This window comes from Aeromonas sp. WP2-W18-CRE-05, from assembly GCF_014168615.1.
In the GTDB taxonomy this organism is placed as follows: domain Bacteria; phylum Pseudomonadota; class Gammaproteobacteria; order Enterobacterales; family Aeromonadaceae; genus Aeromonas; species Aeromonas caviae.
Genome location: NZ_AP021917.1, coordinates 2,963,665 through 2,977,624, shown reverse-complemented (window position 1 = coordinate 2,977,624; position 13,960 = coordinate 2,963,665). Strand labels below are relative to the sequence as shown.

16 protein-coding genes and 1 pseudogene are annotated in these 13,960 nt (G+C 60.1%); 3 read left to right on the top strand and 14 right to left on the bottom strand.

Annotated elements, in window-relative coordinates:
* Positions 1-113: 113 nt before the first annotated feature.
* The gene (locus tag H7R73_RS13955) at positions 114-1,829 is read left to right on the top strand and encodes a glycoside hydrolase family 36 protein (protein WP_103259993.1); all 1,716 of its coding nucleotides are present in this window, start codon (positions 114-116) and stop codon (positions 1,827-1,829) included.
* 57 nt (positions 1,830-1,886) lie between these two features.
* Here H7R73_RS13955 and H7R73_RS13950 read toward each other — a convergent pair whose 3' ends face one another.
* Positions 1,887-2,393 carry a hypothetical protein gene (locus H7R73_RS13950; RefSeq protein ID WP_039038881.1) on the bottom strand — a complete coding sequence of 169 codons (507 nt, stop codon included), beginning with the start codon at positions 2,391-2,393 and terminating at the stop codon, positions 1,887-1,889.
* Positions 2,394-2,541: 148 nt separating this feature from the next.
* On the bottom strand, positions 2,542-3,969 hold the full coding sequence (gene sbcB / locus H7R73_RS13945; RefSeq protein WP_182951270.1) for an exodeoxyribonuclease I: 1,428 nt from the start codon (positions 3,967-3,969) through the stop codon (positions 2,542-2,544).
* A 182-nt stretch (positions 3,970-4,151) separates the two neighbouring features.
* On the opposite strand from sbcB, the gene H7R73_RS13940 reads away from it, so the two are divergent.
* Positions 4,152-5,345, top strand: a complete 1,194-nt coding sequence (locus H7R73_RS13940; protein WP_182951268.1) for a tyrosine-type recombinase/integrase — start codon at positions 4,152-4,154, stop codon at positions 5,343-5,345.
* A gap of 158 nt (positions 5,346-5,503) precedes the next feature.
* Here the strand turns inward: H7R73_RS13940 and ssb are convergent.
* The 9 genes and pseudogenes from ssb to H7R73_RS13895 all read right to left on the bottom strand — a co-directional run bounded on the left by ssb (position 5,504) and on the right by H7R73_RS13895 (position 11,781).
* Positions 5,504-5,974, bottom strand: a pseudogene (ssb, locus tag H7R73_RS13935) (single-stranded DNA-binding protein).
* Positions 5,971-6,231: a hypothetical protein gene (locus tag H7R73_RS13930; protein ID WP_182951267.1), complete on the bottom strand. Its 261-nt coding sequence runs from the start codon at positions 6,229-6,231 to the stop codon at positions 5,971-5,973. Before H7R73_RS13930 ends, ssb begins: the two are co-directional and overlap by 4 nt.
* A 9-nt stretch (positions 6,232-6,240) precedes the next feature.
* Positions 6,241-6,660, bottom strand: coding sequence for a hypothetical protein (locus H7R73_RS13925; protein WP_182951265.1), 420 nt, complete (start codon positions 6,658-6,660; stop codon positions 6,241-6,243).
* Complete coding sequence (locus H7R73_RS13920; RefSeq protein WP_182951263.1) at positions 6,657-7,130, bottom strand: hypothetical protein; 474 nt, start codon at positions 7,128-7,130, stop codon at positions 6,657-6,659. The genes H7R73_RS13925 and H7R73_RS13920 overlap by 4 nt, the downstream gene beginning before the upstream one ends.
* Positions 7,127-8,938 (bottom strand): DNA cytosine methyltransferase, encoded by a 1,812-nt coding sequence (locus H7R73_RS13915; protein ID WP_182951261.1) that lies wholly within the window; start codon positions 8,936-8,938, stop codon positions 7,127-7,129. The genes H7R73_RS13920 and H7R73_RS13915 overlap by 4 nt, the downstream gene beginning before the upstream one ends.
* Entirely contained in the window at positions 8,935-10,629 is a 1,695-nt protein-coding gene (locus tag H7R73_RS24200; RefSeq protein ID WP_232092694.1) for a phage N-6-adenine-methyltransferase, read from the bottom strand. Before H7R73_RS24200 ends, H7R73_RS13915 begins: the two co-directional genes overlap by 4 nt.
* Positions 10,626-10,868, bottom strand: coding sequence for a helix-turn-helix transcriptional regulator (locus tag H7R73_RS13905; RefSeq protein WP_171275978.1), 243 nt, complete (start codon positions 10,866-10,868; stop codon positions 10,626-10,628). The genes H7R73_RS24200 and H7R73_RS13905 overlap by 4 nt, the downstream gene beginning before the upstream one ends.
* Positions 10,865-11,443: a 3'-5' exonuclease gene (locus H7R73_RS13900; RefSeq protein WP_180911631.1), complete on the bottom strand. Its 579-nt coding sequence runs from the start codon at positions 11,441-11,443 to the stop codon at positions 10,865-10,867. Before H7R73_RS13900 ends, H7R73_RS13905 begins: the two co-directional genes overlap by 4 nt.
* Complete coding sequence (locus tag H7R73_RS13895) at positions 11,440-11,781, bottom strand: DUF4406 domain-containing protein (protein ID WP_182951258.1); 342 nt, start codon at positions 11,779-11,781, stop codon at positions 11,440-11,442. The genes H7R73_RS13900 and H7R73_RS13895 overlap by 4 nt, the downstream gene beginning before the upstream one ends.
* 256 nt (positions 11,782-12,037) lie before the next feature.
* Here H7R73_RS13895 and H7R73_RS13890 point away from each other — a divergent pair, with 256 nt between their 5' ends.
* Entirely contained in the window at positions 12,038-12,544 is a 507-nt protein-coding gene (locus H7R73_RS13890) for a hypothetical protein (protein ID WP_182951255.1), read from the top strand.
* A 55-nt stretch (positions 12,545-12,599) separates the two neighbouring features.
* Here H7R73_RS13890 and H7R73_RS13885 read toward each other — a convergent pair whose 3' ends face one another.
* From H7R73_RS13885 to H7R73_RS13875, 3 genes are all read right to left on the bottom strand, one after another.
* A complete protein-coding gene (locus tag H7R73_RS13885) occupies positions 12,600-12,896 on the bottom strand; it encodes a TM2 domain-containing protein (RefSeq protein ID WP_182951251.1) in 297 nt (98 codons plus the stop codon).
* A gap of 281 nt (positions 12,897-13,177) precedes the next feature.
* Entirely contained in the window at positions 13,178-13,495 is a 318-nt protein-coding gene (locus tag H7R73_RS13880) for a hypothetical protein (protein WP_182951248.1), read from the bottom strand.
* A 66-nt stretch (positions 13,496-13,561) separates the two neighbouring features.
* Positions 13,562-13,927 carry a hypothetical protein gene (locus H7R73_RS13875; RefSeq protein ID WP_182951246.1) on the bottom strand — a complete coding sequence of 122 codons (366 nt, stop codon included), beginning with the start codon at positions 13,925-13,927 and terminating at the stop codon, positions 13,562-13,564.
* Between the last annotated feature and the right edge of the window lie 33 nt (positions 13,928-13,960).

Sequence of the window (13,960 nt, the reverse complement as noted above, 5' to 3'; positions counted from 1 at the left end):
AAGTGTGAGCGAGGTCGCAGTTTAACAGGCACGGGGGGGAGGGAACAGGGTCAACTGGCCCGCAGGGGATACAATGGCCCCGGCTTCATCCCCATTCACAAGAAGGAGTTCCCATGTCGACCCCCTCTCTCCTGGCCCGGTTGCGCCAACTGCCCGCCGATCCCGCCCTCCCTGACACCCTGCTGCAAACCCGCCAGTGGGAGGGGCCGCTTTGCCGGGTGAGGCTCGACAACACCGGGAGGCAGTCCGAGGCCGTCCACCACTGGCGGCTGTTTGAGGGGGATCTCGGACTTGCGCCCGACGCGGCCATCTACGGGGAGGGGTTCCAGATGCTGGCCCAGACCGGGGGACGCTGGAACGCCCCCGAGCACCTGGGCCGCTGCCCCGATGCGTCTGTCTATCGCATCACCGCCGACCATGGCTACCACACGGTGCACAACCTGCTGCTGGTGGCGCAGGAGGGGGGCTGGCTGCTGCTGGCCTTTGCGAGCTGCCAGCGCTTTGGCGGGGAATTTCGCCTCCATCCCGACGGGCGCCTCGAGATCGTGATGAACACCGAAGGGCGCACCCTGGCGCCGGGTGCGCACTGGCAGAGCGAGGCGCTGATCTGCCTGGAGGGGTCGGACAGGGAGGCCCTGCTCGCGACGCTGGCGCAGCATATCGCCGCCGAGCACGGCTCCCTGGTGGGGGAGGTGCCCACGCGCCCGAGCGGCTGGTGCTCCTGGTATCACTACTACGCGAACGTGAGCGCGGCGGACATTCGCGAGAACCTGGCGGTGCGGGCCGAGCGTTTTCCGGCCCTGCGCTACGTGCAGATAGACGATGGCTATCAGGCCAGGATGGGGGACTGGCTCACCCCTTCCGCCAAGTTCGAGGAGGGGGTGGCGGCCCTGGCAGGGGAGATCCGCGCCGCCGGTTGCGAGCCTGCGCTCTGGGTCGCCCCCTTTATCGCCGAGCCCGGCTCCCGGGTGTTCCAGCAGCACCCTGACTGGTTCGTGAAAGGGGAGGATGGCCTGCCGCTCCCCTCGGAGCGGGTCACCTACGGGGGCTGGCGCTGCACCCCCTGGTACGTGCTGGATGGCACCCACCCCGAGGTGCAGACGCACCTGGAGCAGGTATTTCGCACCCTGCGTACCCAGTGGGGCATTCACTACTTCAAGCTCGATGCCAACTTCTGGGGGGCCATCCACGGTGGTCGCTTCCACGACCCCGCCGCCACCCGGGTGGAGGCCTATCGGCGCGGTATGGCCGCCATCCTGCGCGGCGCCGGGGAGGGGGCCTTCCTGCTCGGCTGCAATGCGCCGCTGTGGCCGAGCCTCGGCCTGGTGCACGGCATGCGGGTGAGCGATGACGTGGAGCGCCAGGGCCCCCGTTTTCGCCAGATAGCGCGAGAAGCCTTCTGCCGCGCCTGGCAGCACGAGCGGCTCTGGGTGCTGGACCCCGACTGCGTCTGCCTGCGGGATATTCCGGGCCAGCACGGGAGCCGCGTCGAGTACGACTTTCACCTGGCCGCCCTGGTGGCGAGCGGTGGCATGGTACTGGCGGGGGACAGATTGCAGGATCTGGACGAGGCGCAAGGGGCGCGCCTTGGCAAGCTGCTGGCCCTGTGCGCCGCGCGCACCCCGGCGGCCCGCTTCGAGGGGATGGCATTCGAGCGCGGGCGGGTGGCGCTGCCCGGGGGCGGCGAGCTGCTCTGCCTGTTCAACTGGGGGGAGCACGCCTGTGAGTTCCCGTTGGCGCCGGGGGGCACGGACTTCTGGGACGAGACGCCCCTGGGGAGCACCCTGGTGCTGCAAGGGTGGCAGGGGGCGGTGATCCGCTACCCCTGATGGCGTTGCACTGCAAAAAGGCTCCCTCGGGAGCCTTTTTGCGTGGCGAAATGGTCTCTAGAAGTGCCACTCCATCCCGATGGCGTAATTGGCGGAGCCATAGCCCGGGATCTCGTTGCTGGAGGCGAGCGCCTTGACGGTGAGGCGGGTTGTCAGGGGGATGCCGAGCCCCATGCCGATGGCGATCTCGTCGCTCTGATCCCCCATCATGTCCACCCGCAGGGTGCGATAGAGAGAGAGATCCTGGCTCATCTGGGCATAGATCTGGGACGACTTGTTGTAGAGCTGGCCGAACACCTCCATCTGGAAGCCGTTTTGCGGCGTGATGGCCAGGGGAATGCCGGCGAAGCGGTAGAGATCCGAGTGGTTGAAATAGCTGTTGGTGATTTGCGGGGTGAAGTCGGTCTGCTGGTAGAGGGTGCTGAAATTGCGCTCGATGAGCCGGTAGGTCTGCTCCGGCAGGCGCAAGAGGTAGTCTGGCACCTCGAACCGGGCGCCAGCGAGGGCGGCCTGGGGCAGCAGGGCACAGGCGACGAGTGTCAAAGCAGGCAGAGCTGAACGCATAAAACGAGAGTTCCCCAACAGTCGAAAGCACGGCATCCATGCCGTCAGCGCATCTAAATATTCACACTATCAGGAGCTTGGGCTCCCTGCCCATTATGTCGCGAGCCGGGGAAACGCATCGGTTTTTAACTGTGAAACGGCTCACATCTCACAGATTTTCAAGGTAGTGATAGAGACTCTTTAGAATCGCAAAGTTCCGTTCGTTCCCCTGGTTCTGTTCCGCCAGGGCTTCCAGGCGCGGCACATAATCCGGCAGGCGGCGGCTGAAGTAGTCACTGCAATGCAGGCGCCAGCGCTTCTGCTCCGCTTCGCTCAAGGTGTGGGGCCAGTTGCGGGCGCGGTAACGGAACAGCATCTCGGGCAGACGGGGATCCGTGAAGGCAAACTCCCGCTCCCCCAGCAGATCCGCCGGAGTGGCGCGCACCAGGTCCATGGTGGACTTGTCGCCGTGGCCGAAGAAGCCGGCGTAGAGCTGGGTGTCGGGGTCGCCGTCGGTGCTGCCGGCAAACTCCTGGTTGAACACCTCCACCAGTTTTTCCCGCACCTCGGGGTGGGCCCGCAGCAGATCCAGGCTCTTGCGGCACTGAGCCCGATTGATGCCCAGCTCGTCCGCCCGCTCCGGCGTCAGGGTGGCGGCCGGGGCCAGCACCGGGCACTTGTTGATGTGCACCAGTTTGACCGGAATGCCGGCCAGATCCCCCAGCTCCTCTTTTTTGGTGTAGAGGCGCTCGCGGATCTCCTCGCAGGAGAGCTCGATGAGCGGAGTCGGGTCACGGGTCAGATCCACCATGATCACCGCGTTCTGGTTGGTGGGGTGCCAGGCGAGCGGCGACACCCAGCTTGCGCACCCCTGCCAGGGGGAGAACATGCCGGAGACGTGCACCAGGGGTTTCATGGTCACCACGTCGATGAGGGCCTTCACCTTGTTCTTGTTGCGAAGATCAAAGAGGTACTCGAAGAGCTTGGGCTGGGCATTTTTCACCAGCCTGGCCATCTCGATGGTGGCCAGCACATCCGAGAGCGCATCGTGGGCGTTGGCGTGGGCCACGCCATTGGCCACGGTGAGCTTCTCCAGCCTGAAGCTCGGCTTGCCCTCGTCGTCAAACGCCCACTCTATCCCCTGCGGGCGCAGGGCGTAGCAGGCCCTCAGCATGTCGAGGATGTCCCAGCGGGAGTTGCCGTTCTGCCAGGCGTAGGCATAGGGGTCATAGAAGTTGCGATAGAGGGTGTAGCGGGTCACTTCGTCATCGAAGCGGATGCTGTTGTAGCCGAGCACGCAGGTGCCCGGGGTGGCGAACTCTGCGTGGATCTGGCGGATGAAGTCCGCCTCGCACAGCCCGTCCTTCATCGCCTTTTGCGGCGTGATGCCGGTGATGAGGCAGGCTTCCGGCTCCGGCAGGTAATCCGCCGGCGGCTTGCAGTAAATCACCAGCGGCTCGCCGATGACGTTGAAATCCGCGTCGGTGCGAATGCCCGCAAACTGCGACGGCCTGTCTTTGGCCGGACTGATGCCGAAGGTCTCGTAGTCGTGGAAGTAGAATGTTGGCTGTGTAACTTGGTTCTTTGATGTGCTCATGCGTTCTTTGTTTTTCGCCCAGTAGCTTGATTTTATGGCTTTTTTAGATGTGTTCAGTCTTGCCTGAGCACTCATAATTCATTTGTTGTTCACAGCTGTCTAGTGTCGTTCACTCGCTCTTTAGTACAGCTTTAAGTACAAAATATGATATTTTATTAGTACAAAATTTTATTGGGTGAGCGATGGCAATTTCAGACAGCTGGCTGCGAGGCATCAATGGTAAACCATACACGGGTCAGAGCGAAGTCACTGACGGCGATGGCCTGGGTGTCAGGGTGTCACCCAAGGGGTTGATCACTTTCCAGGTGCGCCACATGCGTGATGGCAAACAGACCAGGACGTCTATCGGTCGCTACCCAGTTGTGACGCTTCGGGATGCCAGGGTTAAAGCGGCGGAACTCAAAGCCGGCCCCAGGCAAAATGTCGACACCAGCGAAGAGCCCACGCCCGCCGCCCTGTTCGACGAGTGGTTCGAGAAGTACGTGATGCGGGAGTGCCGTGAAGGTACCCAGAAGAACTACCGCTACACATTCGCGTCGGTGAAGAACCGCTTGCCTGATCGGCCGCTAAACCAGATCACCATGGACATGTGGTTGAGCTATTTCGATGCCATCAGTGAGCGGGCCCCGGGGGTCACTCGTTCTGTGATCACTGCACTCAAGGCCTGCTTCAATTGGCATATCCGCCGTGGCTCAATCCAACCTCCCTGCATGATGAGCCTGCGTGCCCGCGATGTGGGAGCTATGCCCAAAACAGGCAGTCGTGTGTTGACGGTTGCTGAGGTTGCCAATATCTGGCGTGCCATTGAGGCCAGCCGGGCAGGCACCGGCAACAAGGTGATTCATCTGCTGTGTCTGGTCTATGGGTGCCGGCTGTCTGAGGCCAGAACGCTCAAGCGCCAGGATCTGGATTTCGAGTCCATGGTCTGGACTGTGCCGGCGGAGATCAGCAAGACCGGCAGGCCTATCCGCCGCCCTATCACTTCAGTGGGTCAGCAGCTGTTCGAACGAGCGGCGATGGCGTCGGTGGACCCGGTCTATCTGTTCCCTGGGCAAGGGGAGGGGAATGGGCCGCTGGAGATCCACTCGTGCAACCGACTGGTGAGCCGGTTGCGCAGCAACTTGGGGATCCCCCATTGGCGGATCCACGATGCTCGGCGGACCTTGTCGACACGTTTATCGGAAATGGGGGTGGCACCCCATATCACCGAAGTGATGCTGGGGCACACCCTGCTTGGCGTGATGGCTGTCTACAACAAACATGACTGGCTGGAGGATCAACGCGCAGCGTATGAGCTGTGGTGGTCAGTCCTCCAGCGTGAGTTAGGAGTGGGTCTGGGTCCTGTTGTGGCTATCAATCCAGGCCATGATGTGTGACTTGATCCAGCGTAGCGGCTGATGGTCGATAGGCTTGGGAAAGGTCGCGTCTTTATTGCGCAAGTGGTAAAGCGCGGTTCGACCTTTTCCCAGCATCACCATCAGTTCTTTCTGCTCAATTTTCTCAATGGGCTCTAACATAAATCCTCCGGTGAATCCTAGAACGGCAGGTCGTCATCGTAATCAAATGGCGGCTCGTTGCTTTGCTGGCCCGCAGATGGGGTGGCGGCAGGCCTGGCTGGTGGCTGGGACTGAGCCTTCTGCGAACTGCCTTGCTGCGGCTTGCCGCCAAGCATCTGCAGTACCCCGGTGAAGCTGTCGACCAGGACCTCGGTCGTGTAGCGTTCCTGGCCGCTCTGATCCCGTCACTTGCGGGTCTGCAGCTTCCCTTCCACATAGACCTGCGCCCCCTTCTTCAGGTGCTGCCCGGCTACCTCGGCCAGCTTTCCCATGAACACCACCCGGTGCCACTCCGTGCGCTCCTTCTGCTCCCCTGTCTGCTTGTCGCGCCAGGTCTCGGAGGTGGCCAAGGTGATGCTGGTGACAGCGTTCCCGCCTGGCATGTAGCGTACTTCCGGATCCTGACCAAGGTTGCCGATCAGGATGACCTTGTTGATGCCTCTGCTCATATGTCCACCCGTTTGAACTCGACGGTCTTGTTGTCGTTGTCATCCAGGTCAACCAGCACCTGGTAAGTCGGTGCCGCCTCGCCAAGCTCGATCACATCAAATGTCGGATGCTCGGCGGTGTAGGTGGCCTTGTCGCGGTAGAGGTTGTGCTGAATGTCCAGCACCACCATGTCCTTCTGGATGGCGCGCATCAGTTCGTAATCCGCGTCTCTAAACCTGCCGCCATCGACTTCAAATTGCCCGATCCTTTTACCCATGGTGTCCTCCTAGCTATTCTGCTCTGTTGCGGCGGCCACCCATCGGTAGCCGCGGTGATGTTTCTGCTCGCCACGCAAGCAGCGGCGGATGCAATCCCCGATGAACCCGCCGACAAGCGACGCCTGGCGGATGCTGTCAAACCGGACAGTTCGGTTATCGCGGCAGTAGGTCCCCAGCACGGGCTGGCACTCCCACTGACTTGGCGCAACAGTGTCCACGTATATCCGTCGTACCGTTATTGCTCTGCCTGCCGCATCCATACCCTGGGCGTATTCGAACCTGGTGCTGAAGCGTGGCTCTCGTTGAATCGAACCAATGACCATGCTGGCCCGGGTGGTGCTGAGGGAGAATGCTGCAGCCACGTCGGCGCTGATGGCACCTTCCGGTCTGGCATGCACCCACTCGGCAACGTCCTGCACGATGCTCATGCTGCCCTACCTTCACCCTTGATAGCTGCCTCGAGCATGGCGCTTCCAGTCTCAGTTACCTCGTAATAACCAGCAGAGCGATGATGCAGCGCCCCCTTGCGGGCCAACTTGATCATCATTTCCTTGTCTACGTCATAACCCTGGCCATCCTCGCAACACTGTTTGAAGCTTGCCAGGGCTGCGTGCTCTTCATTGCTGAGCCGGGGAAGGGCAGGCTTCGGCAGCTTGCCAGCCAGCACGGCAGGGTCTGCCCCTCGCTGGTGGAGCATCATCGCCAGGTTGGCAATGTCCTCAAAATTGCCTGGGTTCCCCTTGCCAATGTGTCCGATCAATAGCTCGGCAAGGTGTTCGACTGAGCAGGAGGCCGGGTCATCCCAACCACCCCGGCCTTTGGCCCGTGCATCAGCCAGTTTCTCCTTCATCGCTATGGTGAATCGTTCAATAGCGTAGTCATCAGTGTGCTTGGTCATGCTGCCCTCCTGGCCTGCAGGTGCTTGTACGGATTGTTGGCTCTGGCAATGGCCGCCATCGGCGGCGGGCTGACGCTGTTGCCCACCATCAGCACCTGATCGGTGATGGAGAGTGGGGTGCCGTCGTGGCCACGGTCATGGATGTAGTGACGAGGCATGCCCTGGCAGCCATAGAGCTCCTTCGGTACCAGCATGCGCAGGCCGATATCCACGATCACCCAGGTGTTGCCGCACCATGTCACGGTCACCAGTGCCAGCCTGTCTTTGGTGGTGATTGTGTGCATCGGGTCGGTGACGGATCCCCACTGCCCGCCGCTCGAGTAGTAGCGCATCAGGAAGGCACTGACCCGCAGGGCCCCGGCCTCTTGCTCCGGGGTCAGGCCGAACTCACCCGGGCTCGCCATTACGGTCTGCACCAGGGCGTGGTGCTGGCCCGCTGAAACGATGGTGGGGAGCTGGCTTTCCGGAGTGCTCGGCGGCAGGTTCTTGCGCAGATGCACCATGAATGCGGAGGTCAGTTGCTGCTGGCTGCCGCTCGATGTGATGGTGCTGCATGGGTCAGCCACGGATCTGGCTGGCACGGTGTTGAATCCGCCATTGGCCTGCACCATCAAAGGGGCCGCCAGCATGGACTTGCCACCGCCGCCGGCCATGATGGCCGCAGCAGGTTCATCCACCCCGTGCTCACCTCCTTTACCGAAGTGGCGTACCACCAGAGGGGCCAGGCTCGGGTTGCAGACGGCGAACGCACCCCCCTTGGGCCAGCCGGTAATAGTGCGCAGCGGGGCATCAACCGAATCGACACCGCGCCCTGACCAGTTTGCCAGCTCGATGATGAAGGGCTTGGGATTGGTCAGCACCTCGCGGATCACCCCGATAGCCACACGCTCCAGGGTGGCATCGGCCAGCGGGCGTTTGATGTTGAGCCCCTGTGCCCGGGCTTCTTCCTTGGTGAGGAAAATGCTGGGGGTGGGGATCGACCAGTCGATGTGATCCGCCGTTACCCGATACGGCATGAGTCCGCTCCCTGGTGCTGGTGCCTTGCAATGGGTCGGAGCGGGCCAGCAAACTGACTCCCCGTCCCGGCGGGCAACGAGGTAGAGGCGCTGGCGGCTGGTGGCCGCTCCGTAATCGGCTGCATTCTTGACTGCATGATCCACCACATATCCCATGCGTTCGATGCTGGCCAGAAAGCGGCGCCAGGTCTGGCCTGCCCGCTTGGGATCCGGCACCAGGTATTGCTGCTGGCGTGGCACCCGCTCCCCGGGTTCGGCGATATGCTGTTCGATCTTGGTCTTCTTGCCGCGCTGAACTTCGACCAGCTTGATCACCCGGCCGGTTGCCTTGTCCCGCTTGGCGACAAGGGGCCCCCATGTGCGCATCTGCTTGACGTTCTCCATGGAGAGCACGGCAGGTTTGCCCAGCGCCAACCACTTTGCGATCACCCAGGCTAGGCTGCGGATCTCCTGCTTGCGCGGCTGACCGCCGGCGGCCTGTGAGTGGTGGGTGCAATCCGGGCTTGCATGCAGCCAGCCGATCGAGCGCCCCGCCAGTACCGCAACAGGGTCCACGGCCCAGATATCCTCCGGCAGGTGCAGGGCTTCTGGGTGGTTTGCCTGGTGCATGGAGAGTGCCTTGGGGTTGTGGTTGATGGCGATGTGAACCGGGCGCCCCAGACCGCGTTCGATCCCCGTGCTGGCGCCACCGCCGCCGGCGAACAGGTCCACGTTGATGGCAGAGTCCAGGTTGAGCGGGGCCCCTTTGACCTTGGCCCTGACAGCGCGGGAGCGGCGAAGTGTGTTGCTCATGCTGCCACCTCATTCACTCGATTAATGGCGTTGATCATCACACTCTTTTGCGTGACGGGGCTGAGGGTCGGCTCGTTATGCAGGGCGTTCATAAAGGCGATGACGGCCTCCTGGCGGTGCAGGTCGAGCATGGTGAAGGCCTCTGTGAAGTTGTATCCCTCAACCTGCTTCAGATTGGAGACAGCCTTGCGCAACAGCGCCTTGGTTTCCTCGTCCAAAGTGGTGTATTCGTCCATGAGCTGCTCGTCGCTGACCGAGATGGCGATCGCTACCTCCCGGGCGGTGTAGTGCTCCTTGGCGCCGTAGAGCACGGTCAGCACGGCGACAAAGCACGACCACTCGGCGCCGCCCAAATTGAGCTCGTTGTTCTGGTAGTCGAAGGCCCATTCCTCGAGCAGCTTGGTGCTGGCTTCCTCGGTTGGGTGGTGGGCATCCAGCAGCTCGAGCTGCCGCTCTGCATGGTTTGGCTCTGGGCTGGTGGCTTCGACACTCTGCACCAACAGCTCGGCGGCCTTGGCGGTGGCCAGTTCCAGCAGATCGCCTGGGGCCGTCAGGTTGTCGATGATCCAGGCGGCCAGCTCGGCGGTCCTGGCCGGGGTCAGGATGTCCGCATCGTCGATCTGGTAGATAACCCCCTTCACTGCGGGGTGGCGTTGCCAGTGGGGCAGGGTGGGGGAACGACTCTCTTCTGCGACAAAGCCCTGATGGATAGGCTCGCCGGCCAGCAGGTTGGCGACGGCCAGATCGAGCCGATAGAAGATCTCGGAGAGTGGATAAGGCTCGTCCAGCCAGCCTTGCACATAACCCCTGACCGTATCCTGTTGCTCTTCGCCGAGATCAACGCATTCAATTTGCTTGGCCATGATGCTGCTGGCATCGGCATAGCCCAGTTCGGCCGCCGCAGCGGCGCTGGCCTCGTTATCGTCGGCTGCTGGTGGTTCCCCCGCGGCCGGTTCTGTTTCGGCGGGTTGCTTCTGGGTGACCACGGGGGTCAGCTTGGGGTCGGCGTTACGGATAACGTGATCGGCGGCCAGGGTGAGCTCCACCGCTTGCCGGTGGATCATGTCGAGGATGATGGTGCCGGTGGTGATGAGATCGTCACGGCGCAGGCGTGCCTCGGGGCGGCGTTCGCCCTGCCAGCCGGCGTCGAAGATCACCACGGCTGAGGCAAAGCCGCTGGAGCTGGGCTTGTCCTTCTTCGGGTCGCGGGGCACGTACCAGCTCGGTACCTCAAAGCCGATGCGCCCGCTGATGAACTGGATGAAGTCGGCATCTTCCGGCCACCAGGTTTCGCTGGTGGCGGCCTTGATGAGCAACATGATCTTGGCGCCCAGCGCCCGTTGCTCGCGGCAGTAGTTGAGGATGGCCTCCATCCCGGTGATGGGGTTCCCCTCGCTATCCGTGCAGGGGCGCGAGTAGGGCGGGTTGGCGTAAGCTGCTCCACCGAGGCGGCGCAGGTCGGCGGCTAGCTCCTGGGTGAGGGCGTTGTCTTCGGCATCGTAGTAGTGCGGCACCAGGTGGTTGCAGTCGTCGGCGAACATGTCGAGCACCACCGGCCCCAGGGTGGGGGCGAACTGGTGGAACAGGCCCCAGGCCAGCGCCTTTGGGGTTTGCCATTGGTCGCCTATCTGCTTGAGCTCGTGGTCAGGCTGGGTCTGCAGTTCGGTCAGCGCTTGGGCGTAGTGGTTCATTGGGGTTTCACCTGATAGATGACGACGTTGGCTTGGCGTGGGTAGCAGCCGATGCTGCCCCGCACCTGACGGCGCGCACTGCGTCTGGCGAGCTGGCCTGCATTCAGCAACTGGTTGAGGTGGTAGCGGGCGTTGTAGTTGTTGCAGGTGCAGCAGATCTGGCCCAGCCCTTTCGTCATGGCCTCGCTGACGGTCATGGGACCATGCTCGGCAAACAGCGCGATGATGTCGGCGTTCATGCTGTGCTCCTTTCCTGAGTGGGCTTGCCCGCCAACTGCTGAATGATGGCGCTGACGTAGCGGGCTTGGTGCTTGGCATCGTCCAGGGCGCAATGGCGAACTCCCTCGAAGGGCATCTCCTTCTTGGGGTTGAAGCCGAGCAGGGTACGACCGAGGTCAACGATGGTGCGCACATCACGGTCGTTCCAGTGTTTCCAAGGCACGATGAGGCCGCACGCCACATAGGCACTGCGCAGGATCACATTGTCAAAACCCGCTCCATTGCCCCACATCTGCACATCACGATCAGGGCAGCAGGCGACGATCCAGCGGTAAAAGTTGCAGAGGGCATCGGGCAGCTGGAACTGCTCCCCCTTGATGAGGCCTGCTCTTGCTTCCTCTCCTTGACCCAACCACCACAGCACGGTATCGGGGTCGATCTCCCCGGACTTGGCGCTGCTGCGCAGATCGATGGCAGCCTCGAACTCTGCGCCCAACTCGCCGGTCAGCGGGTCAAAGAACACGGCCCCTATGCTGACAATGGCCGCACGCGGGCCATTGCCCATAGTTTCCAGATCCAACATGACGTGCTTCATGCTGCTTCTCCTTCAGTGGTGGGATACCAGGCAAAGCCATCTTCGGCCTGGCGGATGACCTTGCCGCACTTCATGGCGAGGTTGAATTCGGCGGTGGCGCCTTGGGAGTTAATCCAGGCAGGCAGCATGATCACCTCATCGGCCATCATCACCATGGGGCAGCAGAGTTGCATGTATTGCTGCTGGGTGAGGCCGTCCGGCAGGGTTGCCGGGTTGAGTACGACGTGGCCTTTTTGCTGCTGGTGGAGCGCTTCGGTGTTGAAGGCAGGGCGGTTGTATTCCGGCAGGCCAGACATTGGCCCTGCGATGTAGACGATTTTGCGTTGTTGGTTCGACATGGTTCATCCCGTTTACTGGTGTAACTGGGATAAAGATATGCGCTGCACGCAAATGCGTCAAGCGCATATTTGCGGGTGTGAAAAATCCTACCGTGCTGGTGGGATGGGCCTCCGCCAGTAGAGTCATTTCGAGTCAGAATTGGCGGCTAGGTAAATACGTGATCTGCAGAGCATCTGCCACAAACCGTGCTGTCTGTTGTATCAGCAAGGTGATAGTGTTTAGGTTTTAACTGAGACCTTTATTGCGGGGGTGGGTATGGTTCGTTTGATGGCTGCTGCCATTGCATTATCTTTGTCTATGGGTGCATGGGCTGTTGATGGCTACAAGGATCTCAAGTTCAACATGTCGAAGGCAGAGGTGAAGCAGGCAAAGATCTGTTCGTTCAAAGAGGAAGAGCCGGAGTCATGGCAATGCAACGACATGAAATTTGGCAATAAAAAGACAGTCGCGTTTGCCTATTTCGTTGATAACAAATTCAAAAGAATTGGCATCCTAATCGACTTTAATAGCGTGATGGGTGTGGCTAACGGCCTTAAGGATAAGTACGGACCGGTATCGTCAATGTCAGAGCAAGCCGAGTGGAACGCGGTAGATACAACGCCTGGAGCGGCCGCCTACATGCGATTTGATGACGACACCGTCATTATCAAAGTTATGAAGCACGAGACACTCGGGCCGGTAGCCATGTTGATTTATACCACCCCTGATTATGAGGAGCAGGTAAGGAAAAGACAGGGCGCTGCGGTTTCTGAAGACCTTTAAATCCAGAAGCAAAAAGCCCACCGATTTGGTGGGCTTATCTTTTGGTGGTTACCGGCTACGCCTTGGCGTACTTCTCGGCAAACTTCTCATCAGACATGCAGATGTACATGATGAACTCGATGAAGGCGATAACGGCCGGGATAAACGTCCAGCAGAAGATCAGGTAGAGAAAACCCTGCAGGGCCTTACCAAGGTAAAACTTGTGAATGCCAAGCCCACCAAGGAAGAAAGCGAGTAGGGCCGCCGTGATCCGGCTCTTGCTCGCACCATACACCGCACCGCAATGAGGGCAAGACACAGCTGTTTTGTGAATTTCTTTACCGCACCCGCGACAAAAAACCATCTCTGACATATTAACTCCTTGTTGGTTTGACGATCTTGCTACTCATTCGCTGAGTGATTTTCTTCACGTTTGCGTCCTTGACGAAATCAAACTGCATTATCCCAAGGCTTGAGGTCTAGATCATAAACTCTGAAGCCAGCTAGAATGTTCCAGCACTTTCCACTGTGAATACAGTGGCTTTTGAATATGGCAGTTTAAAAAACTCAGCTTTTTAACCAGTTATCACTTGGCTATCGATAGAAATCAGGCGGCGATCAGTAGGTACGCCGTGAGGCGACAACGAATTGTTTTTATCGATCGTAGGTCTTGCCGCCAGTCGAAATACTGTAGAGCCATGAACTGTAAGGAAGCCGCCCCAAAATCGTGGCATTTTTCCCAACTGCAGCAATTGTCATTCCCCTGCATAGGAGGCTAACCCCACCTTGCATTCTCTCACACATAGCATCCGGGCTGTCGATGAACTCTGTCTTGTTCAGGCGAATGATAATAGCGGTCTGACCTTTCGGTATAGCTCCAATTGGTGGTATGACAAACAGGGTAAGTTGCGTGTAGCAAACGATTGTTGTCACTGCGAGAATTACTAGACCTGTGAGTGTTATTTTTTTCATCCTTGATTTCTCCTTTTCGCCAATTCCTAGATCAACTACTTATTGGCACTACGGCTTATGAAACGGCTACCAGCTCAGCTCTTCACTGCTGGCCTTCAGGTTTTCTTGGTACATCATCCAGAGGGTGTTGTAATTGCACATATCAATGCCGCCATCACAGTAGTCCAGAATCACTCGGTCCATGATGTCACGGTTTTTGGCTTGGGTGGCTTGCTTGAAGTCGGCGAGGTTCTGCTGTTCCATCATGCGCAGGGTGGTGGGCTGGCACATATCGAGCTGGCCGTCGCAGTAGTCGTGCTTGACACGATCCTTGATATAAGCGATCACCTCCTTTTTCTGGGCCTCGGTACCGTCGAAGTCCATGGGGTGGATAAATCCCGCCTGGGCAAGCAGCGGCACGCTGGCGATCAGCAAGGTGGCAAGTCGTTTCATGTATTTCTCCCATAAAAAAGCCCGACATGTCGG

What these genes read in the sequence shown, in the direction of transcription:
- H7R73_RS13920 (WP_182951263.1), bottom strand. Translation starts at nt 7,130, where the DNA reads ATGACCAAGCACACTGATGACTACGCTATTGAACGATTCACCATAGCG.
- H7R73_RS24200 (WP_232092694.1), bottom strand. Translation starts at nt 10,629, where the DNA reads ATGAACCACTACGCCCAAGCGCTGACCGAACTGCAGACCCAGCCTGAC.
- H7R73_RS13875 (WP_182951246.1), bottom strand. Translation starts at nt 13,927, where the DNA reads ATGAAACGACTTGCCACCTTGCTGATCGCCAGCGTGCCGCTGCTTGCC.
- H7R73_RS13880 (WP_182951248.1), bottom strand. Translation starts at nt 13,495, where the DNA reads ATGAAAAAAATAACACTCACAGGTCTAGTAATTCTCGCAGTGACAACA.
- H7R73_RS13905 (WP_171275978.1), bottom strand. Translation starts at nt 10,868, where the DNA reads ATGAACGCCGACATCATCGCGCTGTTTGCCGAGCATGGTCCCATGACC.
- H7R73_RS13885 (WP_182951251.1), bottom strand. Translation starts at nt 12,896, where the DNA reads ATGTCAGAGATGGTTTTTTGTCGCGGGTGCGGTAAAGAAATTCACAAA.
- H7R73_RS13895 (WP_182951258.1), bottom strand. Translation starts at nt 11,781, where the DNA reads ATGTCGAACCAACAACGCAAAATCGTCTACATCGCAGGGCCAATGTCT.
- H7R73_RS13950 (WP_039038881.1), bottom strand. Translation starts at nt 2,393, where the DNA reads ATGCGTTCAGCTCTGCCTGCTTTGACACTCGTCGCCTGTGCCCTGCTG.
- H7R73_RS13930 (WP_182951267.1), bottom strand. Translation starts at nt 6,231, where the DNA reads ATGGGTAAAAGGATCGGGCAATTTGAAGTCGATGGCGGCAGGTTTAGA.
- H7R73_RS13925 (WP_182951265.1), bottom strand. Translation starts at nt 6,660, where the DNA reads ATGAGCATCGTGCAGGACGTTGCCGAGTGGGTGCATGCCAGACCGGAA.
- H7R73_RS13915 (WP_182951261.1), bottom strand. Translation starts at nt 8,938, where the DNA reads ATGAGCAACACACTTCGCCGCTCCCGCGCTGTCAGGGCCAAGGTCAAA.
- H7R73_RS13940 (WP_182951268.1), top strand. Translation starts at nt 4,152, where the DNA reads ATGGCAATTTCAGACAGCTGGCTGCGAGGCATCAATGGTAAACCATAC.
- H7R73_RS13890 (WP_182951255.1), top strand. Translation starts at nt 12,038, where the DNA reads ATGGTTCGTTTGATGGCTGCTGCCATTGCATTATCTTTGTCTATGGGT.
- sbcB (WP_182951270.1), bottom strand. Translation starts at nt 3,969, where the DNA reads ATGAGCACATCAAAGAACCAAGTTACACAGCCAACATTCTACTTCCAC.
- H7R73_RS13900 (WP_180911631.1), bottom strand. Translation starts at nt 11,443, where the DNA reads ATGAAGCACGTCATGTTGGATCTGGAAACTATGGGCAATGGCCCGCGT.
- H7R73_RS13955 (WP_103259993.1), top strand. Translation starts at nt 114, where the DNA reads ATGTCGACCCCCTCTCTCCTGGCCCGGTTGCGCCAACTGCCCGCCGAT.